This is a genomic window from Terrabacter terrae (assembly GCF_039529575.1).
GTDB lineage: Bacteria > Actinomycetota > Actinomycetes > Actinomycetales > Dermatophilaceae > Terrabacter > Terrabacter terrae.
On the sequence record NZ_BAAANB010000015.1, the window covers coordinates 4,755 to 27,726 of the forward strand.

22 protein-coding genes are annotated in these 22,972 nt (G+C 72.6%); 12 read left to right on the forward strand and 10 right to left on the reverse strand.

Annotated elements, in window-relative coordinates; genetic code table 11:
* Together ABD194_RS08875 and ABD194_RS08880 are read left to right on the forward strand one after the other, a co-directional pair.
* Positions 1-2,094, forward strand: a 2,094-nt coding sequence (locus ABD194_RS08875; RefSeq protein ID WP_343990291.1) for an ATP-binding cassette domain-containing protein, incomplete at its 5' end; no start/stop codon positions are given.
* Positions 2,091-2,963 carry an ABC transporter permease subunit gene (locus ABD194_RS08880; RefSeq protein ID WP_343990294.1) on the forward strand — a complete coding sequence of 291 codons (873 nt, stop codon included), beginning with the start codon at positions 2,091-2,093 and terminating at the stop codon, positions 2,961-2,963. The genes ABD194_RS08875 and ABD194_RS08880, both read left to right, overlap by 4 nt.
* Here the strand turns inward: ABD194_RS08880 and ABD194_RS08885 are convergent.
* From ABD194_RS08885 to ABD194_RS08895, 3 genes are all read right to left on the reverse strand, one after another.
* Positions 2,956-3,621: an HAD family hydrolase gene (locus ABD194_RS08885; protein WP_343990297.1), complete on the reverse strand. Its 666-nt coding sequence runs from the start codon at positions 3,619-3,621 to the stop codon at positions 2,956-2,958. The two genes, ABD194_RS08880 and ABD194_RS08885, sit on opposite strands and share 8 nt — an antisense overlap.
* Positions 3,622-3,689: 68 nt before the next feature.
* Positions 3,690-4,517, reverse strand: coding sequence for a formate/nitrite transporter family protein (locus ABD194_RS08890; protein WP_343990300.1), 828 nt, complete (start codon positions 4,515-4,517; stop codon positions 3,690-3,692).
* Between the two features lie 55 nt (positions 4,518-4,572).
* The gene (locus ABD194_RS08895; RefSeq protein ID WP_343990304.1) at positions 4,573-5,376 is read right to left on the reverse strand and encodes an LLM class flavin-dependent oxidoreductase; all 804 of its coding nucleotides are present in this window, start codon (positions 5,374-5,376) and stop codon (positions 4,573-4,575) included.
* A 155-nt stretch (positions 5,377-5,531) separates the two neighbouring features.
* On the opposite strand from ABD194_RS08895, the gene ABD194_RS08900 reads away from it, so the two are divergent.
* On the forward strand, positions 5,532-5,891 hold the full coding sequence (locus ABD194_RS08900; RefSeq protein WP_343990307.1) for a YciI family protein: 360 nt from the start codon (positions 5,532-5,534) through the stop codon (positions 5,889-5,891).
* Between the two features lie 92 nt (positions 5,892-5,983).
* Here ABD194_RS08900 and ABD194_RS08905 read toward each other — a convergent pair whose 3' ends face one another.
* Positions 5,984-6,604, reverse strand: coding sequence for a hypothetical protein (locus ABD194_RS08905; RefSeq protein WP_343990310.1), 621 nt, complete (start codon positions 6,602-6,604; stop codon positions 5,984-5,986).
* 114 nt (positions 6,605-6,718) lie between these two features.
* The gene (locus tag ABD194_RS08910) at positions 6,719-7,591 is read right to left on the reverse strand and encodes an LLM class F420-dependent oxidoreductase (RefSeq protein WP_343990313.1); all 873 of its coding nucleotides are present in this window, start codon (positions 7,589-7,591) and stop codon (positions 6,719-6,721) included.
* Positions 7,592-7,721: 130 nt separating this feature from the next.
* Between ABD194_RS08910 and ABD194_RS08915 the strand changes: the two genes are divergently transcribed.
* Entirely contained in the window at positions 7,722-8,867 is a 1,146-nt protein-coding gene (locus ABD194_RS08915) for a pyridoxal phosphate-dependent aminotransferase (RefSeq protein ID WP_343990355.1), read from the forward strand.
* A gap of 181 nt (positions 8,868-9,048) precedes the next feature.
* Here the strand turns inward: ABD194_RS08915 and ABD194_RS08920 are convergent, their stop codons facing one another.
* Positions 9,049-10,359, reverse strand: coding sequence for an MFS transporter (locus ABD194_RS08920; protein WP_343990316.1), 1,311 nt, complete (start codon positions 10,357-10,359; stop codon positions 9,049-9,051).
* A gap of 137 nt (positions 10,360-10,496) precedes the next feature.
* On the opposite strand from ABD194_RS08920, the gene ABD194_RS08925 reads away from it, so the two are divergent.
* The 5 genes from ABD194_RS08925 (at position 10,497) to ABD194_RS08945 (ending at position 15,761) form a co-directional block, all read left to right on the forward strand.
* Complete coding sequence (locus tag ABD194_RS08925; protein ID WP_343990319.1) at positions 10,497-11,009, forward strand: MarR family winged helix-turn-helix transcriptional regulator; 513 nt, start codon at positions 10,497-10,499, stop codon at positions 11,007-11,009.
* A 24-nt stretch (positions 11,010-11,033) separates the two neighbouring features.
* Positions 11,034-11,915, forward strand: coding sequence for an SDR family NAD(P)-dependent oxidoreductase (locus ABD194_RS08930; protein ID WP_343990322.1), 882 nt, complete (start codon positions 11,034-11,036; stop codon positions 11,913-11,915).
* A 10-nt stretch (positions 11,916-11,925) separates the two neighbouring features.
* Positions 11,926-13,605, forward strand: a complete 1,680-nt coding sequence (bluB, locus tag ABD194_RS08935) for a 5,6-dimethylbenzimidazole synthase (RefSeq protein WP_343990325.1) — start codon at positions 11,926-11,928, stop codon at positions 13,603-13,605.
* 84 nt (positions 13,606-13,689) lie between these two features.
* Complete coding sequence (locus ABD194_RS08940; protein WP_343990328.1) at positions 13,690-15,249, forward strand: peptide MFS transporter; 1,560 nt, start codon at positions 13,690-13,692, stop codon at positions 15,247-15,249.
* Positions 15,246-15,761 (forward strand): gamma carbonic anhydrase family protein, encoded by a 516-nt coding sequence (locus ABD194_RS08945; RefSeq protein ID WP_343990331.1) that lies wholly within the window; start codon positions 15,246-15,248, stop codon positions 15,759-15,761. Before ABD194_RS08940 ends, ABD194_RS08945 begins: the two co-directional genes overlap by 4 nt.
* A 9-nt stretch (positions 15,762-15,770) precedes the next feature.
* Here the strand turns inward: ABD194_RS08945 and ABD194_RS08950 are convergent, their stop codons facing one another.
* Both ABD194_RS08950 and ABD194_RS08955 read right to left on the reverse strand, forming a co-directional pair.
* The gene (locus ABD194_RS08950) at positions 15,771-16,532 is read right to left on the reverse strand and encodes a sulfite exporter TauE/SafE family protein (RefSeq protein WP_343990334.1); all 762 of its coding nucleotides are present in this window, start codon (positions 16,530-16,532) and stop codon (positions 15,771-15,773) included.
* Positions 16,529-17,227, reverse strand: coding sequence for a FadR/GntR family transcriptional regulator (locus ABD194_RS08955; protein WP_343990337.1), 699 nt, complete (start codon positions 17,225-17,227; stop codon positions 16,529-16,531). Before ABD194_RS08955 ends, ABD194_RS08950 begins: the two co-directional genes overlap by 4 nt.
* A 119-nt stretch (positions 17,228-17,346) precedes the next feature.
* Here ABD194_RS08955 and ABD194_RS08960 point away from each other — a divergent pair, with 119 nt between their 5' ends.
* The 3 genes from ABD194_RS08960 to ABD194_RS08970 are packed head-to-tail and all read left to right on the forward strand — an operon-like array spanning position 17,347 to position 21,328.
* Positions 17,347-18,678, forward strand: a complete 1,332-nt coding sequence (locus tag ABD194_RS08960; RefSeq protein ID WP_343990340.1) for an SLC13 family permease — start codon at positions 17,347-17,349, stop codon at positions 18,676-18,678.
* Between the two features lie 5 nt (positions 18,679-18,683).
* On the forward strand, positions 18,684-19,859 hold the full coding sequence (locus tag ABD194_RS08965) for a CaiB/BaiF CoA transferase family protein (RefSeq protein WP_343990343.1): 1,176 nt from the start codon (positions 18,684-18,686) through the stop codon (positions 19,857-19,859).
* Complete coding sequence (locus tag ABD194_RS08970) at positions 19,859-21,328, forward strand: carboxyl transferase domain-containing protein (RefSeq protein WP_343990346.1); 1,470 nt, start codon at positions 19,859-19,861, stop codon at positions 21,326-21,328. Before ABD194_RS08965 ends, ABD194_RS08970 begins: the two co-directional genes overlap by 1 nt.
* 82 nt (positions 21,329-21,410) lie before the next feature.
* Here ABD194_RS08970 and ABD194_RS08975 read toward each other — a convergent pair whose 3' ends face one another.
* Together ABD194_RS08975 and ABD194_RS08980 are read right to left on the reverse strand one after the other, a co-directional pair.
* The gene (locus ABD194_RS08975) at positions 21,411-22,526 is read right to left on the reverse strand and encodes an alpha/beta hydrolase (protein ID WP_343990349.1); all 1,116 of its coding nucleotides are present in this window, start codon (positions 22,524-22,526) and stop codon (positions 21,411-21,413) included.
* 141 nt (positions 22,527-22,667) lie between these two features.
* A partial coding sequence (locus ABD194_RS08980) for a helix-turn-helix domain-containing protein (protein WP_343990352.1) occupies positions 22,668-22,972 on the reverse strand: 305 nt, incomplete at its 5' end.

Sequence of the window (22,972 nt, forward strand, 5' to 3'; positions counted from 1 at the left end):
TTCGACCCGACCATCTGCACGCTGTTCGTCCAGGCCTCCGAGACGGGCGCCGCGTCGCCCCAGCTGACCGCGTTGCTGCGCGCGCACAGCCCCAAGCCGACGATGAACCGGGTCACCGCCCCCACCTTCCTCGTGCAGGGCATCGGCGACTCCCTCTTCGGCCTCGACCAGGCCGACGCCAACGCGTCGGCCCTCGCTGCCACGAGGACGCCGTATGCCGTCCGGTGGAGCGACGGCGGCCACGACGCCCCGAGCACCCACGAGGGTGAGGAGCTCGAGGCCTCCTACACGTGGCTCGACCACTACGTGCGGGACCAGGCGCCCAGGGACTCGGCCCTGCCCACCGCGGCCTTCACGTACCCGACCCCGGCCGCCCGACAGGGCCAGCCGACGACGCTGCACACGCTGCCGGCATACCCCGGCCTCTCGGGCTCCACGCTGACCACGCGTTCGCTTCCCCTGGTCACCCGCGGCGGTGCGCTCGTGCACCCACCCGGCGGGCAGCCGGCCTCCCTCGTCGCGGTCCCGGGGCTCGCCTCGCTCGGGGTCAGCCTCTCGACCTACCAGATCGCTGCGCTGCCCGGGCAGTCCACGGCACTCGACACCGCGCCGATCGACCGGTCCACGACCGTCGTGGGGTCGCCGACGCTGCGCTTCACCGTCACCTCCGACGCGCGCGACGTCACGCTGTTCGCGTCGGTGTGGCGCGTCACCGGCGGCTCGACGACGCTGACCAACCCGCTCGTGGCGCCGGTTCGGGTGCCGGTGACGCCCGGCCGTCCCACCCCGGTGACCCTCTCGCTGCCCGCGGCGACCTACGAGCTGCCGGCGGGGACCCGGTGGCGCGTGCTGCTGACGAGCACCGAGTCGACCTACGCCAACTCCCGCACCCCGAGCACCATCCGCGTCTCCGACGCCTCCGCGCTGGTGCTCCCGGTCGCGGTCGGCGCCGCGGCCACCGAAGCGATCGCGAGCAGCGTCGACACCGAGACGCTCCTCGCCGCGTCGGCTCTCGTGCTGCTGCTCGTCTCCGCCCTCGTCGGCTGGCTGGTACGTCGCAGGCGTCGCCTGCACCTGCCCGCGCGCCCCGACCTCGCCGACGTGCCGCTCGTCGTCGAGGGGCTCGTCAAGACGTATGCCGACGGCCACCGCGCGGTCGACGACGTCTCCTGGCGGGCCGAGAAGGGCCAGGTCGTCGGGCTGCTCGGGCCCAACGGTGCCGGCAAGACGACGACCATGCGGATGGTCATGGGCCTGATCTCCGCCGACGCCGGCACCGTCCACGTGCTGGGGGAGCAGGTCACGGCCGGCTCGCCCGTCCTCGGCCGGGTCGGTGCGCTCATCGAGGGACCGGGTTTCCTGCCGCACCTGACCGGCCGGCAGAACCTCGAGGCGTACTGGTCCGCCACCGGACGTGCGCCGGAGGACGCCCACCTCGACGAGGCGCTCGACGTGGCGGCGCTCGGCGGGGCGGTCGACCGCCCGGTCAAGTCCTACAGCCAGGGCATGCGCCAGCGCCTCGGCATCGCGCAGGCGATGCTCGGCCTGCCCGAGCTGCTCATCCTCGACGAGCCGACCAACGGTCTCGACCCGCCGCAGATCGCCGCGATGCGCCCGATCCTGCGGCGCTACGCCGAGAGCGGCCGCACCGTGGTCGTGTCGAGCCACCTGCTGGCGGAGGTCGAGATGACCTGCACGCACGTCGTCGTCATGCACGCCGGACGGGTGGCCACCTCGGGCCCGGTCGCCGAGCTCGTCGACAGTGACGACACGACGATCCTCGACCTGCCCGAGCACGTCGACCACGACGCCGTACGCGCCGGCGTCCGCACGCTCGGGGCGGCCGAGGGCGTCCGCGACGTGCGCATCGACACCCCGACGCGCCTCGTCGTCGTGGCGGACCGGGGCCGGGCCGAGATCGTGGCCGCGGCGGTCGCTGCCGGCCTGCCAGTCGTCGGCGTCACCAGCCGCCGCCACCTCGAGGAGGTCTTCCTCGGCGTCATCTCGTCGGCCAGCGCCCCGGCCGGGGCGGACGGGCAGACCGGGGACGAGGCCTCCCTCGTCGAGCGACTGAGGCAGGTGAGGGTCCGATGAGCAGCACGGTCGTCCCGGAAGAGACCGCCGGCGAGGTCCGGCAGGTGCACGAACCGCTCTCGTGGCCGTCCGAGCTGCGGCGCCAGTGGGGTCGGCGGCGCACCCTGTGGGCCTTCGGGCTGCTCCTCGCGCTGCCGCTCGTCCTCGTCGGCTCCTTCGCCTTCGGCCAGCGCTCGGGCAACAGCCGCGGCAGCGCCTCGAGCCGCATCTTCGACCTCGCCCAGAGCGGCGCCGCCAACTTCAGCCTCGTCCTCGTCTTCCTCGCCTCGGAGCTGCTCCTCGTGCTCCTCGCCGCGCTCTTCTGCGGCGACGCCGTCCCGGCCGAGGCGTCGTGGTCGTCCCTGCGCTACCTGCTGATCGCACCGGTCCAGCGGGCGAGGCTGCTCACCAGCAAGCTCGTGATCGGCGTCGCCGCCACCCTGCTGGCCACCGTGCTCCTTCCGGCGTGGGGGCTGCTCGTCGGCGGCATCGCCTACGGGTGGGACCCGCTGACCAACCCGCTCGGCGAGAACCTCTCGTGGGGCCAGTTCCTGCCGCGGCTGGCGCTCGCGATGGCCTACATCTTCGTGACGCTGCTGCCCGTCGCCTCCATCGCGTTCTGGATCGGCACGCGCTCGGACGCCCCGCTCGCGGCGGTGGGAGGCGCGGTGCTGGTCAACATCCTGTTCAGCATCCTCGACCAGCTCGACGCGCTCGATCCCTACCGCAACGCCTTCCCCGGCCACTACTCCCGCTCGTGGCAGGACGCCCTGGCCGTGTCACCCGACTGGACCGACATGGTGCACGGCACCCTGTGGTCGCTCGTCTGGGCGGCGGCCTTCACGATGCTGGCCTACCGACGGTTCCGGCGCGCCGACATCCTCAGCTGAGCGGGGTGTCGGCCAGCGACTCGGCGAGGTCGCCGGGGGTGTCGAAGATCGCGATGGCACCGGCGCGCTCGAGCTCGTCGTCGCCGAAGCCGCCCGAGCGCACCACGATCGCCGGCATCCCGGCCTTCTTGGCCGCCTCGACGTCCCACACCGAGTCACCGACCATGACGCTCGCAGCATCCGGGGGCGCGCCGACCTTCTCCAGCGCCACGTGCAGCAGGTCCGGTGCCGGCTTGGACGCCTCGACGTCCGAGCTGGTGGTCCAGTCGTCGACGATGTCGCGGGCGTCGAGCAGGTCGAGGAAGAAGTCGACGTGGCGCTGCTGACCGGAGCTTGCGAGCACCAGGCGGTGGCCGCGCTCCTTGATGGCCACGAGCAGGTCGCGGGCGCCGGGCAGGGGAGTCATCTCGTCGAGCATGGCGTCCACCTGCTTGCCCTGCTCCTCGCGCGCCCGGTCGCCCACCCGGGCCTCGAGCTCGTCGCCGCCGACCGCCTTGACGACCTGGTCGCCGCCCATGCCGATGAGCCGGTGCAGCCGCCACACCGGGTGGGTCACTCCGACCGAGCGCAGCGCGCGGTACCACGCCAGCGCGTGCTGGTAGTTGGAGTCGACGAGGGTCCCGTCGATGTCCAGGACGGCGATGAGGGGCTCGGTCATGCCCTCGAGGTACCCGTCGTCCCCGGCGAGCAAACTCGTCTCGGCGCGCGTCAGCCCGTGCGAGCCCGTCAGCCGGCCTGGGCCTGCTCGCGGCTCTCGGCCACCCGGTGGGGGACCCGGAGCAGGCGGATGCCGGTGACGAGCACGAGCCCGCCCACGAGGTTGCCGAACGCCGACCAGCCCAGTGCCCCGAGCCAGTCGAGGTAGCCGTAGTCGGCGGCACCCGTGAGGAGCCCGGTGAACATCAGGATCGAGTCCAGCACCGAGTGGAAGAGCTCGGCGCCGACGAGCACGAACGACATGAGCACGGCGGGGACGAGGCGGACGCCGAGGTTCTCGGTGGCGTGCTGCATGCGGGTCAGCAGGGTGATGACCGCACCGGCCAGGACCGCGAGGAAGAACGAGCGCCACGAGACGCCGAGGTGGGCGTAGTGCGACCCCGCCTTCACCGCGGCCTCGTGCACGTCCGGGAGGGCCACCACGATCATCCCCGCCATGACGAAGCCGCCGGCGAGGTTGGCCGCCAGGGTGACCACCCAGAGCCTCACCAGCTGCACGAGCGTGCCCTTCCTGGCCACGACCGAGATGACCGGCACGAGGAAGTTCTCGGTGAACAGCTCGCTGCGGGCGAGCAGCAGCGCCACGAAGCCGATGGAGAGGGCGAGGGCGGCGAGCAGGCGGTTGCCGGTGTACGCCTCGACCACGAGGTAGATCAGCACCCCGACCCCGACGTCGACCCCGCCCAGCAGCCCGGTCGACAGCAGTGGGAGCAACGGCCGGTCCAGACGTTCGTGACCCTCGTCGAGGAGGCGCTCGTAGGCCTCCTCCAGCGCCGGCTCGGACCGGGAGCCCTTGGGTGCGGTGACGTCGCCGGAACCACCGGACGGCCGGCTCACCGGCCAGGTCCGCGTCGGCAGGGGAGTCCGCAGGGGAGTCCGCAGGGGAGTGGGCTCATGACAGCACGCTAGCCGCCGGCCCGTCCTCGACGATGCGGCGGACCTCTGCGAGGTCGAGGTCGTAGGGACCGATCCTCGTCAGCACCCACGACGCACCGCGGTCGAGCCACGGGGCCGGGTCCTGCTCGGGCCGCAGGTCGACGACCAGCTCGAAGCCCGGTGCCGGCCGGTGCCCAGCGAGGTCGGCGCCCACCACGCCGAGGTCGTCGGGCCGGTCGACGTCTATGACGAAGAAGCCGTCGCGCCTGGCGGCACGGCGCAGCGGCGCGCGGTTGCCGAACCGCCCAGCCAGCCAGATGGGCACGGCCGGGGCCGGACGGAACCGGGCGCCGTGGGCGGTGTAGTGGGCGCCGTCGTGCTCGACCCGCTCGCCGGACAGCAGCGCGGTGAGGACGTCCAGGCCCTCGTCGAGCATCCGGGCGCGCGCCCGCGGGTCCGGCTCGTCGCCGAAGGCGCCGAACTCGCCCACCCAGTCGTCGCCGAGCCCGAGTCCCAGCACGAACCGGCCCCCGGAGAGCACCGCCAGGCTCGCGGCCTGCCGTGCCAGGACCTGCGGGCGACGCCGTGCGAGCGGGGTCACCATCGGGCCGAGGAGCAGCCGCTCGGTCCGCATCGCCACGGCCGCGCAGCAGGTCCACACGTCGGCGATGTCGGTGACCCTCTCGCCGTACTGCAGGTGGTCCCAGAGGAAGAAACCGTCCCAGCCCGCCGCCTCCGCGGTGGCCGCGAGGTCGCCCACCACCCGCGGGTCGGCCAGGGAGTCGAACGGTGCGACGAAGAGGCCGCGGCGCGTGGTCATGGGACTGATCATGCCCACCACGCGACAGGATCGGTCGGGCAGGATGAGCCCAAGTTCGCCCAGGTCCTCGGTGAGGGCCTGTCGAAATCGCCCGTCGCCGATCGTGGAGTACGTGACCGCGGTCCACCGGGGCCGCCCGAGCAGAAGGAGCAGCCGTGCCCGAGTACCTCGTCTACTTCAACCAGCAGTGGGTCGGCGACCACAGCGAGGAGTGGTTCCGCGGGCGGGTGGAGCCGTCCGTGGCGGTCATGAAAGAGCTGAAGGATGCCGGCGCCTACATCTTCGCGGGAGGGCTCGAGGAGGAGGACGGCCCGGTCTACAGCGCCGAGCCGGACGGAGGCACCCCGGTCGTCACCGACGGGCCCTACGTCGAGACCAAGGAGTTTCTCGGCGGGTTCACCGTCATCGACGTGCCCGACGACGAGACGGCCAAGATGTGGGCGGGGAGGATCGCCGAGGGCTGCGGCTGGCCGCAGGAGGTGCGCCGCTTCAAGCCGCGACCCCCCATCGGGTGACCTGACCGACTCGGCCGACGGGCAGCGGGGACGGCGCCGGCCAGTGGCGACCGACACCGTCCGGAGCGCGTCCGAAGCGCCGCCCAGAGGGCCTAGACCAGCTCGGGCACGTCGAGGTGTGCCAGGGTGAGCTCGAACTCGGCCACCTCCATGACCCGCATGCCGGTCTCCTGCACGAGCTCGGCTCGCAGGCCCATGGCCTTGTCGGACGCCTTCGCCATCGCCTCGGTCGAGTCGTAGGTGACGGTGACGCAACTGCGCCCCGCCGCGCGGTCGACGAACAGGCTCGCGCTGCAGAAACCCTCGAACCCCTCGACCCGGGGCATGGAGCTGGTCCTGAAGTGGTCGACGATGCGGTCGACGGCTGCCGGGTCCGCCTGAGACCACACCACCCTGGCACAGGCACCGTCGGCGGCGCGGTGGTCGCGGTGCAGGTAGGCCACCTCCCACTCGTCGACCGTCACCTCGCCGCCGAACTCCTCGGCCGCGCGGCTGCGGATGGGGCTCACGGGCCCTGCGGACTCGCGCAGGGCCTGCTCCGACTCCCACGCCGTGGTCACGATGCACCGACCGCTGGAGCGGTCGGCGAGCAGCGAGATGCCGGCGCAACCGGACATGCCTCTGACCTGCGGCATCACCACGTCCCTGACGTGCTGGATGCCCGCATCGATCATCGTGGGCTGGCCAAGGACCGTCGTGGATCGTGCGTACACGGCCCACCTCCTCCGTGTCCGGGCAGCGCCCTCGCGGCACCGCCGCCTCATCCAGACTCCTCCGGGGCGTCGAGGCGGGGCAACGGGCAAAGCGGTCAGGCGCCGGACGCCACCTCAGAACTTCGCGGCCTCGGGGATGATCCGCTCTCCGATCAGCTCGAGCCAGTCCGTGCGCGAGCCGTCGGCGACGCGCATCTGCACGTGCGTCACGCCGAGACCCGCCAGCTCCCGCAGGTGCTCGAGGGTGGCGTCGACGTTCTCGCCGTTCGGGCCCGGGTCGACCGGACCCATCACCGTCTTCTCGATCTCGTCGTAGTCGCGACCGAGCGCCTCGCAGTGTCCCCGAAGCACGTCGAGCTTGTGCCCGAGCTCCGGGCTGTCGAAGAGGTTGCAGGCCTGGGCGTACTGCGCCACCATCCGCAGCGTCTTCTTCTCGCCGCCCCCGCCGATGAGGATCGGTGGGTGCGGGCGCTGCACGGACTGCGGCGAGTTGAGGGTGCTGCCGAGCCGGTAGTGCCTGCCGGCATACGGCTCGTCGCTGTCGCTCCACATCTGGAGGCAGATCTGCAGCGTCTCCTCGAGGCGCTCGAAGCGCTCGGCGGTGGACGGGAAGGGCAGCCCGAGGCCGACGCACTCCTCCTCGTTCCAGGCGGCGCCGATGCCGAGCATCGCCCGCCCCCGGGACAGCACGTCGAGGGTCGTCACCTCCTTGGCGAGCAGGCCGGGCTCGCGGTAGATCGCGGCCGTGACCCACGCGAGCAGCTGTACGCGTTCGGTGACCGCGGCGAGGAAGCCGAGCGCCGTGTAGGCCTCGAGCATCTCGTGCTCCTTGGGGCCGACGCCCCGAATCTGCCAGACGTGGTCCATCACCGACAGTTTGGTGAAGCCGACGTCCTCGGCGGTCTTCGCCGTGCGGACGAGGTCGTCGACAAAGGTCTCGGAGCCGCCGCTCCACGTGAAGTCAGCGAGGTGCAGTCCCAGGTCCATGCTCTGCAGACTACGTCCGCGCCGGGGGCGTGGCAGCCGATGTCGAGGCTTCCGGCACACTGGCCGGGTGACCTCCGAGACCCGCCCGCTCCCCCCGTCCCGGCGCTCGCAGGTGCCGCCGTTCGAGGTCATGGACGTGCTCGACCGCGTGGCGGTGCTGCGCGCCGAGGGCCGCGACGTGGTGTCGCTGTGCGCGGGCGAGCCGTCGGGGGGTGCGCCTGCGCTGGTCTCCGAGGCGGCCGCCCGGATCCACACCTCGGGCCGGCCCCTGACCTACACCTCGGCGCTCGGCATCCGCGAGCTGCGGTCCGAGATCGCGATGCACTACGGGCGCTGGTACGGCGTCGACGTCGACCCGGCGCGCGTCGCGATCACGACGGGCTCGTCCGGCGGCTTCGTCCTGGCCTTCCTCGCCGCCTTCGACGCCGGCGACCGCGTCGCCCTCGCGCGCCCCGGCTACCCGGCCTACCGCAACATCCTCATTTCGCTCGGGTGCGAGGTGGTCGAGATCGACTGCGGCCCCGAGACGCGCTACCAGCCGACGCCGGCGCTGCTCGACGCCGCCCAGGAGGGCGGCCCGCTCGCCGGGCTCATCGTGGCCTCGCCCGCCAACCCGACGGGCACGATGGTCGACCGAGCCGAGCTCGCGGCCATCACCGACTGGTGCGCGGCCAACGGCGTGCGCCTCGTCAGCGACGAGATCTACCACGGCGTCACCTACCCGGACCCGGGCGCGGCGGACCCGCGCGGCGTGTGCGCGTGGGAGTGCGGCGACACCTCCCTCGTCATCTCCTCCTTCAGCAAGTACTGGGGGATGACCGGCTGGCGCCTGGGCTGGATGCTGCTGCCCGAGGACCTCGTGCGCCCCGTCGACGCGCTCGCCGGCAACGTCGCGCTGTGCCCGCCGGCGCCGGCGCAGTATGCCGCCGTGTCGGCCTTCGCGGAGGAGTCCTACAGCGAGTGCGACGAGGCAGTTGCCGAGTTCGCGAGGACGCGCAAGCTGTTGTTGGACAATGCAGCCCGCCTCGGTTGGGGTGAGGCGGCGCCCCCCGACGGCGCGTTCTACTACTGGGCCGACCTGGCACCGCAGCTCGAGCGCTGGGGCGGCTCGGCGGCATACGCACGCGCGCTGCTCGACGAGGCGGGCGTTGCCATCACGCCGGGAGGCGACTTCGACGACCGCGCCGGCGGTCGCTCGGTGCGGCTCAGCTTCGCCGCCGGCAGGACGGCCGTCGCGGAGGCGATCGACCGCATCGAGGCCTTCAACGCCCGCTGACCCGGCTCGGCACGCGACCGGCGAGCACCACCTCGCTGGTCGGCACGACCTAGGTGTACGCACCGAAACGCCGCGACCCGGGCCCCGATGGCCATGAGCGTGTAGTCGACCGTGCGGTTGCGGAAGAAGCGGGGAAGCTGCTGCTCGAAGTCGGGCGACGGCGGTCGCCGTCCGTTGCGGCTCAGGCCGCAGCCGTCACCGCAGGCTCGGCGGGTGCCGCCGTGGCGGCGGCAGCCGGGCCCGTGACCGGCGCGGTGACCGGCCGGCCGACGCGCTCCTCGGCGGGACGAGAACGCAGCGCGGCCCGCAGGCGCCAGGCGCCGTAGACGGCGACGAGGCTGATGGCCAGGTGCAGGCCGAGGAAGCCGTCCGCGAGGCCGAGCCCGAGCAGGGCGCCGGCGACGAGCGGCCCGACGGCCGAGAAGGTCGTCTGGATCGCCGTGAACGTGCCGAGCGTGGTGCCCACCAGGCCCTTGGGGGCGAGGCTCGCGGTGAGCGGATTGAGCACCGGCGCATACATCGTCTCGCCGACGGCGAAGATGCCGAAGGTCGTGACGAAGAGCGCCGAGGCGACGGCCGGCGAGACGAGCTGGGCGGTCGAGAGCACGACCCAGGACAGCGTCCAGATGCCACCGACGACCATGAGCAGCGAACCGGCTGGACGGTGCGCGGTGAGCCGGACGACGACGACCTGCAGCAGGACGATGACGACGCAGTTGACCGCGGCCGCGAGGCCGATCGCCGACGCCGGGGTGCCGAGCACCGTCAGCGCGTAGGCCGGCAGGCCGGACTCGAACTGGGCGTAGAAGCCGAGCGCGAGGGTGACCGTGACGACTGCCGTCCACCGCAGCGCCGGCACGGCGAAGATGCGGCGCAGCGCCTCGAGGGTGCCGACGCGCGGCTCCGCCTCGCCGGCGGCGACGTCCACCTCAGCGTCGGCGGGTGCACCGATGCCGGCGAGCTGGATGATGCCGGCGGACAGCGCGAACCCGAGGCCGGCGGCCACGAAGGCGAGCGTCATGCCATTGGCCTTCGAGAGGTCGACGAACTGTCCGGCGACGAAGGCGCCGACGGCCATGCCGATGGACTCCGCGGTGAACTTGTAGGCGAAGACCTTGCGCCGGTCGCCGTGCCCGGCCCAGCGCAGGACGAGCACGGACGCGGCGGGCGTGGACGCCGTGAGGCCGAAGCCGAAGACGAACATGCCGACGAGGAAGGTAGAGGCGTCGTCGGCCCAGACCAGGCTGGCGACGCCGGCAGCGGCGAGCAGCTTGGCGAGGACGGCGACGGTCACCGGGTTGAAGCGGTCGCTGAGCCGCCCGGCGAAGGGTGCCGCGACGAGCGCACCCACGGAGAAGAGGGTGCTGGCCAGGGCGGCCGCGAAGGCGCCCCAGCCGCGGGTGTCGGCCGCATACGCGTACTGGTAGGGCAAGACGGTGCCCCATCCGAGCATGCCGATCGACGACGCCAGGATGAGCAGCTTGGTGCGCATGGGTTTCACACCCTTTCCGAGGGTTGGTGTTCGGGGGACCGGCGGAGTCAACACGCCTTCGACCTCGAATATTTCGTATTCGAAGTTCGACTTCGAAAGAGTAGCACCCGCCCAGATAGGTGCCACAATGCGTTTCCATGGCAGCGAAGCGACGACGGACCGCCCAGCAGGAGCACGCGGCCGACGTCGCCACGTACGTCGCCGCGGGCGGCGAGGAGTCGGTGCAGCGGGTCATCACGGCCGTCTACGCCGTGACGAAGAAGCTCGACCAGTGGTACGTCCGCCAGTTCGCCGACCTCGACCTCTCGCAGGGCGAGTGGGCGGTGCTCGCCGCCCTGGCCCGGGCCGGTGACACCTGCCTGACCCCCAGCCAGCTCGCCGACCTGTCCAACGTCGCGCCGTCGTCGATGACCCACCGCCTCGACAAGATGGCCGGCCGCGGCTTGCTCGAGCGCCGGCCCGACGAGTCCAACCGCACCCGCACGCTCGTCTCCCTCACGAAGGACGGCTGGGCGCTGTTCAGCGCGGCCGTGCGCGAGTCCAACGTCGTCGAGAGCGACACGCTCCGGGGCCTGTCCGACGACGAGCGGCACGAGCTCGCCCGGCTCCTCGAGATCGTCATCGCCGGGCTCGACGACATCGACGCCTGAGCCTCCCGGGCGTAGCGTCCGGGCATGGACAACCGCCCCTCCACCAGCCCGAACGGCCGCCCCGTCGCCGTCGTCACCGGGACGTCCTCCGGCATGGGCCTGCACACCGCCGTCGCGCTCGCTCGCCGCGGCCACACCGTCGTCGCCACGATGCGTGACACAGGACGTGACGCCGCGCTGCGACAGGCTGCGGCCGACGCCGGTGCCGAGGTCGAGGTGCGGCCGCTCGACGTGACGGACCACGACGCCGCCCGGACCTGCGTCGAGGGCATCCTCGCCGACCACGGCCGCATCGACGTGCTCGTCAACAACGCCGGACGCGGCGCCGTCGCGACCGCCGAGCAGCTGAGTCTCGACGAGGTCCGCGAGCAGCTGGAGGTCAACTACCTCGGACCCGTCGCCCTGACCAAGCTCGTCCTGCCCCACATGCGCGAGGCGCGCTCCGGCCGGGTGCTCACCGTCACGAGCGTCGGAGGCGCCGTCGGCCAGCCCTTCGCCGACGCGTACTGCGGCGCGAAGTTCGCCGTCGAGGGCTTCATGCAGTCCCTCGCCGTCGTCATGCTCGCCCACGGCGTCCGCGTCAGCGTCGTCGAGCCGGCCGCCGTCGCCAGCGACTTCGTCGTCAACGTCGCGCGACCCGACGTGCCCTCCGACGGCCCGAACGGCCCCGACCCGTATGCCGCCCAGCTCGACGCCTACCTCGCGCGGTCCGCTGGAGCCTTCGCCAACGCCCAGTCGTCCCGGGACGCCGCGGTCGCCATCGCCGACGCCGCCACGTCGGAGGACTACCGCTTCCGCTGGCAGACGTCCGAGGGCGCGACGGCGTTCGTCGGGATGTCGCTCGCCGACACCGACGGCAGCCGGGTGCTCGGCACGACGCGCTCGTGGATCCAGGCGGCGAAGTAGGGTCTCGCGCGTGAGCTTCCGCAGGCCCGTCCCGAGGATCGGCGACCCGACCTCCGCGGCCGAGCGGGCGTCGGCGCCGGACGCCTGGGCGCTGCGCGACGACATCCCCTCGCTCGAGCGGGTCGTCGGCGCGCGCCGCGACATCCGGCGCTTCCGGCCCGACCCCGTCCCCGACGACGTGCTGACCGCCGTGCTCACCGCGGGCCACCGGGGGCCGTCGGTCGGGCACTCCCAGCCGTGGCGCTTCGTCGTCGTGACGGAGGCGGCGACCCGTGACGCGGCGGCGCTCATGGCCGACCGCTGCCGGCTGCGGCAGGCGGCCGGGATGGCCGAGGAGTCGGCGCGCGGCCTGCTCGACCTGCGGCTCGAGGGCATCCGCGAGGCGCCAGTGGGGGTCGTCGTCGCCTGCGACCGCCGCACCCCCGCCGCCGGCGTGCTCGGCCGCGCCACCTTCCCCGACGCGGACCTGTGGTCGTGCGCCGCCGCCATCGAGAACATCTGGCTCACCGCCCGCGTGCACGGGCTCGGGCTCGGCTGGGTCACCCTCTTCGAGCCGGCGGAGCTCGCCGAGCTGCTCGGCCTCCCCGACGGGGTGGAGACGCTCGGCTGGCTCTGCCTGGGGTGGCCCGACGAGCGACCGCCCGAGCCGGGCCTCGAGCGTGCCGGGTGGAGCAGGCGCCTCCCGCTCGAGGACGTCGTCATGCGCGAGCGGTGGACCGAACGCGACGCCCCCACCTCGCACCTGCGTGCCCCCGAGCCCGCTGAGCTCGTCGCCGCCCGGGACCGCTCCGACGAGCTGCTCACCGTTCCCGGGTCGCTGGGCGTCCTGGACACGGTGCTCGACCGCATCACGGCTCTGACTGCGGTGGACGGGCCGGGCACCCTGGTCATCGCGGCCGCGGACCACGCCGTGACGGCATACGGCGTCTCCGCCTTCGACCCGTCGGTCACCGCCGACGTGGCCCGGGCGGCACGCGAAGGCACGTCGATGGGCGCCGTCGCCGCCCGCTCCGCGGGGCTGCAGGTCGAGCTCGTCGACGCCGGAATCGCCTGTGCCCGAGGAGATCTCGTCAGCACAGACGCGCTGGACGAGCCGACGTATGCCGCCCTGCTCGCTCTTGGACAGGAGCGCGGCCAGGCGCTCGCGGGCGACGGTCCCGTGGCGCTCGGCGAGGTCGGGGTGGGCAACACGACCGTCGCGGCCGCCGTCGCGGGCGCGCTGCTCGGCGTGCCGGCCGTCGAGGTCGTCGGACGCGGCTCTTCCGCCGACGCCCCGATGGTCGAGCGCAAGCGCGACGTCGTGACGCGGGCGCTGGCCCGGGTCGGCGCCGCGGAAGGCTCCCCGGTCGAGCCGTCGGACGCGGTGCGCCGGCTGGGCGGGGGAGAGCTGGCCTTCCTCACCGGGCTGGTGCTCGGCGTCGTGCGGTCCGGAGGCGTCGTGGTCCTCGACGGGCTCGCCACGTCGGTGTGCGCCCTGGCCGCGGCGCGCCTCGAGCCGGCCGTGGCGGCGCACCTCGTCGCAGGACAGCGTTCGCGTGAGAAAGGCCACGCCCTCGTGCTCGCCGATCTCGGTCTCGAGCCGCTGCTCGACCTGCGCATCCGCGCTGGTGAGGGCGTCGGAGCAGCCCTCGCGACGGGCCTGGTCAAGCACGCCCTGGCCCTGCGGGAGGGCGTCGCGCGGACGTCCTGAGTTTGGATCTGCTCGGCGACTTCCTTAGTTTGGGACGGTTGTCTGTCGTCCGAAACCGCCCTCACGAGGGGCTTGGAGAACCGCATGTCCACACAGATCCAGGACCGCCCGCCGACACCAGGGTCGGGCTCGAGCGCCGACGACCGCGCCTTCCTCGGACACCCCAAGGGCCTCTCGACCCTCTTCTTCGTCGAGCTGTGGGAGCGCTTCTCGTACTACGGGATGCGCGCCATCCTGCTCTACTTCCTCATCGACACCGCGGCCAAGGGTGGCCTCGGCATCGACGAGACGACCGGGACCGCGGTCGTGGCGATCTACGGCGCCTCCGTCTACCTGCTCTCGATCATCGGGGGCTTCACCGCTGACCGCGTCTTCGGCGCGAGGCGCTCGACGCTCTACGGCGCCGTCGTCATCATGGCCGGGCACGTCTGCCTGGCCATCCCGGCTGCCGGCACCGCCTGGCTGGGCATCGCGCTCGTCGCACTGGGCACCGGGCTGCTCAAGCCCAACGTCTCCGCGATGGTCGGCACGCTCTACCGCCCCGAGGACGCACGACGCGACGGCGGCTTCTCGATCTTCTACATGTCGATCAACATCGGCTCGTTCTTCTCACCGCTCGTCGTCGGCTGGCTCCGGGACCACTACGGCTACCACGCCGGCTTCTCGGCAGCTGCGGTCGGCATGGCCATCGCGATCGCGTGGTTCATCCTCGGGCGCAGGAACCTCGGCCCGGCCGTCGACGACGTGCCCAACCCGCTGTCGCCGCAGGAGCGCGGACGCGTCGCAGGCCTCGCAGTCGGCGCGGTCGTCGCCTTCGCCGTCGTGGTGCTGCTCGCCGGCCTGTGGCGCGACACGGTCCTCGACCAGGTCATCGACGCCATCTCCATCGTGGCCGTGCTCACGCCCATCGCCTACTTCACGATGATGTTCCGCAGCCCGAAGGTCGAGCGCGAGGAGAAGTCGCACCTCGCCGCCTACCTGCCGCTGTGGATCGGCGCCATGCTCTTCTGGATGATCTTCGAGCAGGCCGCCGGCAAGATGGCACTCTTCGCGGAGAAGAACACGGTCACCCAGGTGGCGGGCGTCTCGATCAACCCCGAGTGGTTCCAGTCGGTCAACCCGCTGGCCATCGTCGTGCTGGCGCCCGTCTTCGGCTGGATCTGGACGCGTCGGGCCGGTCGCTTCCCGTCGACGCCGGCCAAGATGGCCCTCGGCGTCGGCCTCATCGGTATGTCGGCGCTGGCCATGGCCTGGGCCTTCGCCAGCTACTCGGGCAACACCGCCCCGGTGTACGTCCTCGGCGGCATCTTCGTGCTGCAGACCGTCGCCGAGCTGTGCCTGTCGCCCGTCGGCCTGTCGGCCACGACGCGCCTGGCCCCCAAGGCGTTCGCGAGCCAGGCGATGGCGCTGTGGTTCCTCGGGACCGCAGCCGGCCAGGCGCTCGCCGCCCAGCTCATCAAGGCCATGGACGGCTTGCCGAACTCGCAGTACTACGTCGTCAACGGCGTCATCACGCTGGTCGTCACGGGCGTCCTCTTCGCCCTCGTGCCGTGGATCCGCCGCCGGATGGCGACGGCCGAGCTGCACTCCACCGGCGCCACCAGCGCCACTGGTGCCACCGACCGCGAGCCGGTGCGCTCGTGATCATCGCGCTGGGTGGCGTCACCCCGACGGTCCACAGGACCGCCTGGGTGGCCCCCGGCGCCGACCTCGTCGGCGCCGTCGAGCTCCGCGCCGGCTCCAGCGTCTGGTACACCGCTGTGCTGCGCGCCGACTTCGACCCCATCGTCCTCGGCGAGCGCAGCAACCTGCAGGACGGCGTCGTCGTGCACACCGACTCGGGCCACCCGACGACGATCGGCACCGGCGTCTCGGTCGGGCACCGCGCGGTCCTGCACGGCTGCACCATCGAGGACGACTGCCTCATCGGGATGGGCTCGGTCGTGCTGAACGGCGCGCACATCGGCGCCGGGAGCCTCGTCGCCGCGGGCGCCGTCGTGCCCGAGGGCGCGGTGATCCCGCCGCGGTCGCTCGTCGCCGGCGTGCCCGGGAAGGTCCGTCGCGAGATCGACGAGGCCGGTCTGGAGCGGATCCGCACCAATGCCGAGGTCTACCTGGAGCTCGCCCGCCGCCACCGCGAGGCCACGAGCAGCTGACGGCGCCGGTCAGCGGAGGAGGAGGACCGCGGCCACGACCCCGGCCACGACGACGAGCGCCCGGAAGAGCGTGGGTGGCAGGCGGCGACCGACCCGCGCGCCGACGTGGCCCCCGACGACCGACCCGGCCCCGAGCAGCACGACGGCGCGCCAGTCGAGGTCCGCGACGAGGATGAAGACCACGCTCGCCACGACGTTGCCGGCGAAGATCGCCAAGGTCTTCAGCGCGTTGACGACCCGGAGGTCGATGTCGAGGCCGAGGCCGAGCACGGCGACCATCATGACGCCCGATCCGGCGCCGAAGTAGCCACCGTAGACACCGGTCAGCAGCGCGAAGGAGGTCGTCACCGGGCCCATGCGCGTGCGCTGCCCGAGGTCCTCACCGCCGCGCGAGCGCAGCCAGCGCGCGACCCACGGCTGCACGCCGACCAGCAGGCAGGTGAAGAGGATGAGCCACGGCGCGACGGCCTCGAAGACGCTCGAGGGCAGCGCCAGCAGCAGTGTCGCACCCGCGACCGCGCCGACGGCGCACGTCACGACGACGGTCCAGGCGATGCGCGGGTGCTCGCGCAGCTCGGCCCGGTAGCCGTACGAGCCGCTGATGCCGGCCGGCACGAGGCCGACGGTGTTGGACGCGTTGGCCACGACCGGGGGCAGGCCGACGGCGAGCAGCACCGGGAAGCTGACGAGCGAGGCGACGCCCACGGTGGAGGTGAGCACCCCGGCAGCCAGACCGGCGCCGAGCACGCCGAGCATCTCGAGCCAGGTCACGCGCCGTCCCGCAGCACCGCCACGTCGCTCACCATGACGACGTGGGCGTGCATGGCGTCGGCCGCCGCCTCGGGGTCGCCGGCGCGGATGGCGTCGGCGATGGCGCGGTGCGCGGCGAGCGAGTCCGTGGGGCGGCCCGGTTGGGAGAGCGACTCGATGCGCGTCTCGCGGATCAGGTCGCGGATCTCCTCCATGAGGCGGGCGAGCAGGAGCGAGTGGGCGGCGGCCGTGACGGCGCCGTGGAAGCGCTCGTCGCCGTCGACGCCGCGGCCGCCGGCCTCGACCTCTCGTGCCATCACCGCGAGCGCCTCGTCGATGCGGTCGAGGTCCTCGGGGGTGCGCCGCTCGGCGGCCAGGGAGGCGATCTTCGTCTCGAGCGCGTCGCGGGTGTCGATGATCTCGGGCAGCCGGTGCGCGTGCGCCCGGATCGCCTCCACGATCCGCCGCGGCCCCAAGGCCTCGGAGAGCACCGTCCCGTCCCCGTGGCGGACGGTGACGACGCCGATGACCTCGAGCGCCACGAGGGCCTGGCTCAGGGTCGCCCGGCTCACGCCGAGGCGCTGGGCGAGCTCGCGCTCGGGAGGGAGGCGGTCGCCCGCCTGCAGGCCGTTGGAGTCGATCCATGCGGTGATCTGTTCCGCGACCTGCTCGTAGAGGCGGGTCCGCGTGAGGCGGGGCAGCCCGGATGCGGTCATGGGTCCATGCTATTGACACTCGGACAATTGACCTATTGGCTAGGCCACTGAGCCAGCCGAGGGCCTCGTCACAACGGCGTGGAGACAGGGATGCTGGCCGACATCCACGGAGGACACCTATGGGACCGGAATGGGTCTCCATCATCGCGCTCGTCGCGCTGTTCGTGATCGGGACACTCCTGCCGATCAACATGGGAGCCCTGGCCTACGTGGCCGCGTGGCTCGTCGGGGTCTACTCGCTCCAGCTGAGCGAGAAGGAGATCCTCGCCGGGGTCAGTGGTGACCTGATCCTGACGCTCATCGGCGTCACCTACCTCTTCGCCATCACCAAGAACAACGGCACGGTCGACCTCATCGTCAGATCGGCCGTCAAGGCCGTCGGTGGGCGTGTAGCCCTCATCCCGTGGGTCATGTTCTTCGTGACCGCGCTGCTCACCGCGATCGGTGCCGCCAGCCCGGCGGCCTGCGCCATCATCGGCCCGATCGCCCTCGGCTTCGCCGCGCGCTACAAGATCAACCCCCTCCTGATGGGCATGTTCGTCGTGCACGGCGCCCAGGGCGGCGGCTTCTCACCGATCAGCATCTACGGCACCATCACGAACTCAGTGATGAAGGACAACAACCTTCCCTCGAGCCCCATGACCGTCTTCCTCGCGAGCCTCGCGGTCAACCTGCTGATGGCCGTCGTGCTCTTCGTCGTCCTCGGTGGCCGGCGCCTCATGAGCCTGCGCGCCGACGACATCGACGGCGAGGTCGGCGGGGAGGAGCTGACCGAGGAGCTGCACCACGGCGGCGTCGGCGTCCTGACCCGCGGCACCGGGACCATCACGGCCACCCGCACCCAGGCCCTCGGCGTCAAGCGCGACCAGGTGCTGACGCTCGTCGCCTTCACGCTGGTGGCGGTCATCGCGCTCGCCTTCGACAAGAACATCGGCTTCGTCTCGATCACCGCCGCCGTCATCCTCGCGATGCTCTCGCCGATCCAGCACAAGGACGCGATCAAGCAGGTCGCGTGGCCGACCGTCCTGCTCGTCGCCGGCGTGAGCACGTATGCCGCCGTGCTGACCGAGGCGAAGGCGCCCGAGTTCGTGGGTGGCTGGGCCGCCGGGCTCGGCGCGGCCATCGTCGGTGCCCTCGTGCTCTGCTACGTCGGCGGCGTCGTCTCCGCCTTCGCCTCCTCGACGGCGCTGCTGCCGGTCATCATCCCGATCGCCGTGCCGCTCATCGCCAACGGCGGCATCGGGGCGGCGGCCTTCGTGGCGGCGCTCGCCATCGCCTCGACGATCGTCGACGTGAGCCCCTTTTCCACCAACGGCGCACTGATGCTGGCCAACCGGCCCGACACCATCAGCGAGCCGGTGTACTACAAGCAGATCCTCACCTACAGCGTCATCGTGGTCATCGCCGGCCCGTTGCTCGTGTGGGCCGCCCTGATCCTCCCCGGATGGTGAATGCAATGACCGTGTCTGGACCCCTCTCCGACGTCCTCGTCGTCGACCTCTCGCGCGCCCTGGCCGGGCCACACGCGACGATGATGCTGGCCGACCAGGGCGCCCGCGTCATCAAGGTGGAGGCGCCGGGGCGCGGGGACGACACCCGCGGCTGGGGTCCTCCCTTCGTCGGGGAGGAGGGACGGCGCGAGTCGACGTACTTCCTGTCGGCCAACCGCAACAAGGAGTCGATCACCCTCGACCTCAAGGACGCGGCCGACCGGGACGTGCTGCTCGCCCTCGTCGACCGTGCCGACGTGCTGGTGGAGAACTTCCGGACCGGTGTGCTCGAGCGCCTGGACCTCGGCATCGAGTCGCTGATGGAGCGCAACCCCCGCCTCGTCGTCCTGTCGATCACCGGCTTCGGCCACGACGGGCCGGAGGGCGGCCGGGCGGGCTACGACCAGATCGCCCAGGGCGAGGCCGGGCTGATGTCCCTGACCGGCTCGGGGCCTGACGACCCACAGCGTGTCGGCGTGCCCATCGCCGACCTGCTCTCCGGGATGTACGGCGCGTACGGCGTGGTGGCCGCGCTCAACGAACGACACCGGACCGGTGTCGGAACCGTCGTGCGCACCTCACTCCTCGCGGCGGTCGTCGGCGTCCACGCCTTCCAGGGCACCCGGTGGACGGTGGCCGGCGAGGTGGGCCGGTCGGCCGGCAACCACCACCCGTCGATCGTCCCCTACGGCCTGTTCCACTGCCGTGACGGCTCGGTGCAGATCGCGGTGGGCAGCGAGAGCCTGTGGCAGCGGCTGTGCGCGGGCTTCGGGCTCGACCCGGTGGCCGAGGGCATGGCGACCAACGCCGAGCGCGTCGCCAACCGTGGCCGGGTCATCGCGGCCGTGGAGGCCGTCTTCGCCGAGTGGGACGCCGAGCCGCTGCTCGCCCGTCTCGCGGAGGTCGGCATCCCGGCGGGCAAGGTGCGCAGCCTCGACGAGGTGTATGCGTGGGACCAGACCGCGAGCCAGGGCCTGCTCGTCGACGTCGAGCACTCGACCCTCGGGCGGCTCACGCTGCCCGGGCCGCCGCTGCGCTTCTTCGCCGGCGACGGCGCCGAGCTCACCCGGCACGACCACGAGGCGCCGCCGACCCTGGACGAGGACGGCGCCGCCATCCGGGCCTGGCTGAAGGGGGAGTGATGGCGCGCCGACCGTGGACCGCGCACGAGCTGCTCGACCTCGTGCTCGACGCCGGGTCGTTCCAGTCGTGGGACGAGCCGATCGACATCAGCAACCAGCCCGAGGCATACCGGCTCCAGCTCGAGGCGGCCGCCGCGAAGGCCGGCACCGACGAGTCGGTCCTGACCGGGCGAGGTCTCGTGCGTGGGCGCCCCGTCGCGGTCGTCGTCAACGAGTTCCGCTTCCTGGCCGGGTCGATCGGACGCGCGGCCGCCCAGCGCATCACCGCGGCGGTCCAGCGGGCGACGGCCGAGGGACTGCCGGTGCTCGCCTCGACGGCGTCGGGCGGCACGCGCATGCAGGAGGGCACGCCCGCCTTCGTCGAGATGGTCGAGATCTCCCGGGCCCTGATGGCGCACCGGGCGGCGAAGCTGCCCTACCTCGTGCAGCTGCGGCACCCGACGACCGGAGGCGTGTATGCGTCGTGGGGCTCGCTCGGGCACGTGACCGTCGCTGAGCCGGGCGCGCTCGTGGGCTTCCTCGGCCCGAAGGTCTTCGAGGCGCTCAACGGCGAGCCGTTCCCCACCGGCGTGCAGACGGCCGAGAACCTCGCCGCCAAGGGCGTGCTCGACGCCGTGGTGGCTGCCGAGGAGCTGCCGATGCTCGTCGACCGGGCCCTCGGCGTGCTCGTCGACGGCCCGACGGTGCCGAGGCTCGCCCGGCGAGAGGGCGAGCCGAGCGGGCACCTCTCGGCGTGGGAGTCGATCGAGGTGACGCGTCGACCCGACCGTCCCGGCGTGCGTGACCTGTTGCGCCACGGGGCCAGCAGCACGCTGCGGCTCAACGGCACCGACGAGGGCGAGCGCGACGCGACGATGCTCGTGGCGCTGACCCGCCTCGACGGCCAGCCGTGCGTGCTCGTGGGCCAGGACCGGTCCCGGCAGTCGGACTCGACGCCGATGGGTCCGGGAGCCCTGCGCGAGGCGCGGCGGGCCATGCGTCTCGCCGAGGAGCTGGGGCTGCCGCTCGTCACCGTCATCGACACCCCCGGGGCCGAGCTGTCCCAGCACGCGGAGGAGGGTGCGATCGCCGGCGAGATCGCCCGTTGCATCGCGACGCTGACGACGATGACGGTCCCGACCGTGTCGGTCGTGCTCGGGGAGGGTTGTGGCGGTGGGGCGCTCGCGCTGCTGCCGGCACGTGAGGTGATCGCGGCCGAGAACGCGTGGCTCTCGCCGCTGCCGCCCGAGGGGGCCAGCGTCATCGTGCACGGCGACGTGTCGCACGCCGCCGAGATGGCGCAGCTGCAGCAGGTGGGAGCGCTCGACCTCGCCGCCCGAGGCATCGTGAGCCGCATCGTGCCGGAGCCGGCCGACGACACGGCCGTGGGCCTGGCGCTCGCCGTCGTGGCCGAGTGTGCCGCCGCCCTGCGCCGCCAGACGCACCCGGGGTCGGAGGCGAGCGAGGTCCTCGAGGGTCGGCCCGCCTGACCCGCCTGACCCCGTCTGGCCTGCCGCAACGGTCCCGCCACGGCGGGCGGTGGGCGTCCCGGGGCTCGCGCGGCCCCGGGCCTCAGGGCGCGAAGCCGGGCAGCGCCCCGCGCAGCCAGGTCAGCATCTCGGGCAGGACCGGAGGGATGGTGTCCATCCGGTGGCCACCGGTGCGCAGGACCACGGACGTGGCGGCCATCGGCGACCGGACGCTCCTGAGGAACGCGACGAGCTGCGGATAGGCCTGGGGGTCGGCCTTGCTCGCCATGAGCCAGAGCGAGACCGGCGGAGGCGAGGTCCGGGCGAGGTGGGCGAGGTCGTAGTTGCCGATGCCCTGGGTCAGGGGGTCGTAGGCGGGACCGAACTCGGGGCGGAAGTAGCCCATGAGCGACATCGCCGCACCGAAGGTGCTCGGGTGGTGCATCGCGAGCATGGCCGCGCACCAGCCTCCGTACGAGAACCCCATGACCGCCCACGAGGTGCGCTGCAGCGCGACGTGGAAGTGCTTGGCCGCCCAGTCGGGAACGTCCCGGGCGAGCCACGTCTCCGTCTGCAGCCCGGAACGGCGGGGGCCGTTGACACACTCGGTGTCGAGATAGGGGGGTGTGTTGATCTGCGGCATCACGATGATCGGAGCCCGGATGGTGTGCCGGTCGACGAGGTCCTGGAACGTGGTGTCGAGGGCGAAGCCGTGGAAGTTCGAGCGCGGCTGCCCGGGGTAGCCCGCGAGGGACTCGATGACGGGGTAGGTCTGGGACCCGGACGGGTCGTAGCCCTTGGGCAGGAGCACGACGATCTGGCCGGTGAGCCCCGACACCGGGCCGGTCACCGTGTACGTCTGGTCACGCTGGCCCGGGCTGGGCAGGGGCGGGAGCGTCGCGGCAGCCGGCGCGCGCAGGCCGCCGGCGAGATGGACCAGCCCCCCGGCCTTCGCGTCGCCGACGGTCACGGCAGGGCCGGCGTGCTCGGAACCGGAGCCGAGCAGGTCCGACCAGGACACGAAGAACAGGTACTGGTCGTTCACCAGCACGCCGGCCAGGACGAGCACCAGCGCGTTGAGCAGGAGGGCCTGGACGGCGCGGACGGTGATCCGCAGGGGACGTCGTCCCGGGCTCGGCCATCCGATGGCCACGAGCACGAAGACCACCAGCGCCAGCGCCCCGAGGACGAACGGCAGTGCCGAGTCCGTGAGTCCCATCAGCTCCACCTCGATCGGCCCGGACGCCACCTGGCGCCGGCGCCACTCCCAGAGCGAAGCAGGGCAGGTTGATCCATGGCTGTACCCGCTCTGCGCCCCTGCTGTGCCCCGGCTCGGGGCGTGCTGGGAGCCGCGCGTCGATCAGCGGAAGCGGGAGGCGAACTCGCCGGGGGTCAGACCCGTCACCGTGCGGAAGTCCCGCGTGAAGTGCGCCTGGTCGGCGTAGCCCAGGTCGACAGCGATCCCGGCCAGCTCGGCGTCGGCGTCACGGAGCCGGTCGGCGGCCTCCTGCAGCCGTCGGCGACGGATCAGCCACTTCGGTCCCAGGCCGATGCGTTTGTGCAGCAGGCGCTGCAGCGTCCGCTCGCCGATGTCGAAGCGGTCGCAGAGCTCGTCGACACGCAACAGCTCCGGTGAGCTCTCGACGTGCTCGACGATCGCGTTGA

Excerpts from the sequence above, each read along its gene's own strand:
- ABD194_RS08880 (WP_343990294.1), top strand. The coding sequence starts at position 2,091 with ATGAGCAGCACGGTCGTCCCGGAAGAGACCGCCGGCGAGGTCCGGCAG.
- ABD194_RS08885 (WP_343990297.1), bottom strand. The coding sequence starts at position 3,621 with ATGACCGAGCCCCTCATCGCCGTCCTGGACATCGACGGGACCCTCGTC.
- ABD194_RS08895 (WP_343990304.1), bottom strand. The coding sequence starts at position 5,376 with ATGACCACGCGCCGCGGCCTCTTCGTCGCACCGTTCGACTCCCTGGCC.
- ABD194_RS08910 (WP_343990313.1), bottom strand. The coding sequence starts at position 7,591 with ATGGACCTGGGACTGCACCTCGCTGACTTCACGTGGAGCGGCGGCTCC.
- ABD194_RS08915 (WP_343990355.1), top strand. The coding sequence starts at position 7,722 with ATGGACGTGCTCGACCGCGTGGCGGTGCTGCGCGCCGAGGGCCGCGAC.
- ABD194_RS08920 (WP_343990316.1), bottom strand. The coding sequence starts at position 10,359 with ATGCGCACCAAGCTGCTCATCCTGGCGTCGTCGATCGGCATGCTCGGA.
- ABD194_RS08925 (WP_343990319.1), top strand. The coding sequence starts at position 10,497 with ATGGCAGCGAAGCGACGACGGACCGCCCAGCAGGAGCACGCGGCCGAC.
- ABD194_RS08930 (WP_343990322.1), top strand. The coding sequence starts at position 11,034 with ATGGACAACCGCCCCTCCACCAGCCCGAACGGCCGCCCCGTCGCCGTC.
- ABD194_RS08940 (WP_343990328.1), top strand. The coding sequence starts at position 13,690 with ATGTCCACACAGATCCAGGACCGCCCGCCGACACCAGGGTCGGGCTCG.
- ABD194_RS08955 (WP_343990337.1), bottom strand. The coding sequence starts at position 17,227 with ATGACCGCATCCGGGCTGCCCCGCCTCACGCGGACCCGCCTCTACGAG.
- ABD194_RS08960 (WP_343990340.1), top strand. The coding sequence starts at position 17,347 with ATGGGACCGGAATGGGTCTCCATCATCGCGCTCGTCGCGCTGTTCGTG.
- ABD194_RS08965 (WP_343990343.1), top strand. The coding sequence starts at position 18,684 with ATGACCGTGTCTGGACCCCTCTCCGACGTCCTCGTCGTCGACCTCTCG.
- ABD194_RS08970 (WP_343990346.1), top strand. The coding sequence starts at position 19,859 with ATGGCGCGCCGACCGTGGACCGCGCACGAGCTGCTCGACCTCGTGCTC.
- ABD194_RS08975 (WP_343990349.1), bottom strand. The coding sequence starts at position 22,526 with ATGGGACTCACGGACTCGGCACTGCCGTTCGTCCTCGGGGCGCTGGCG.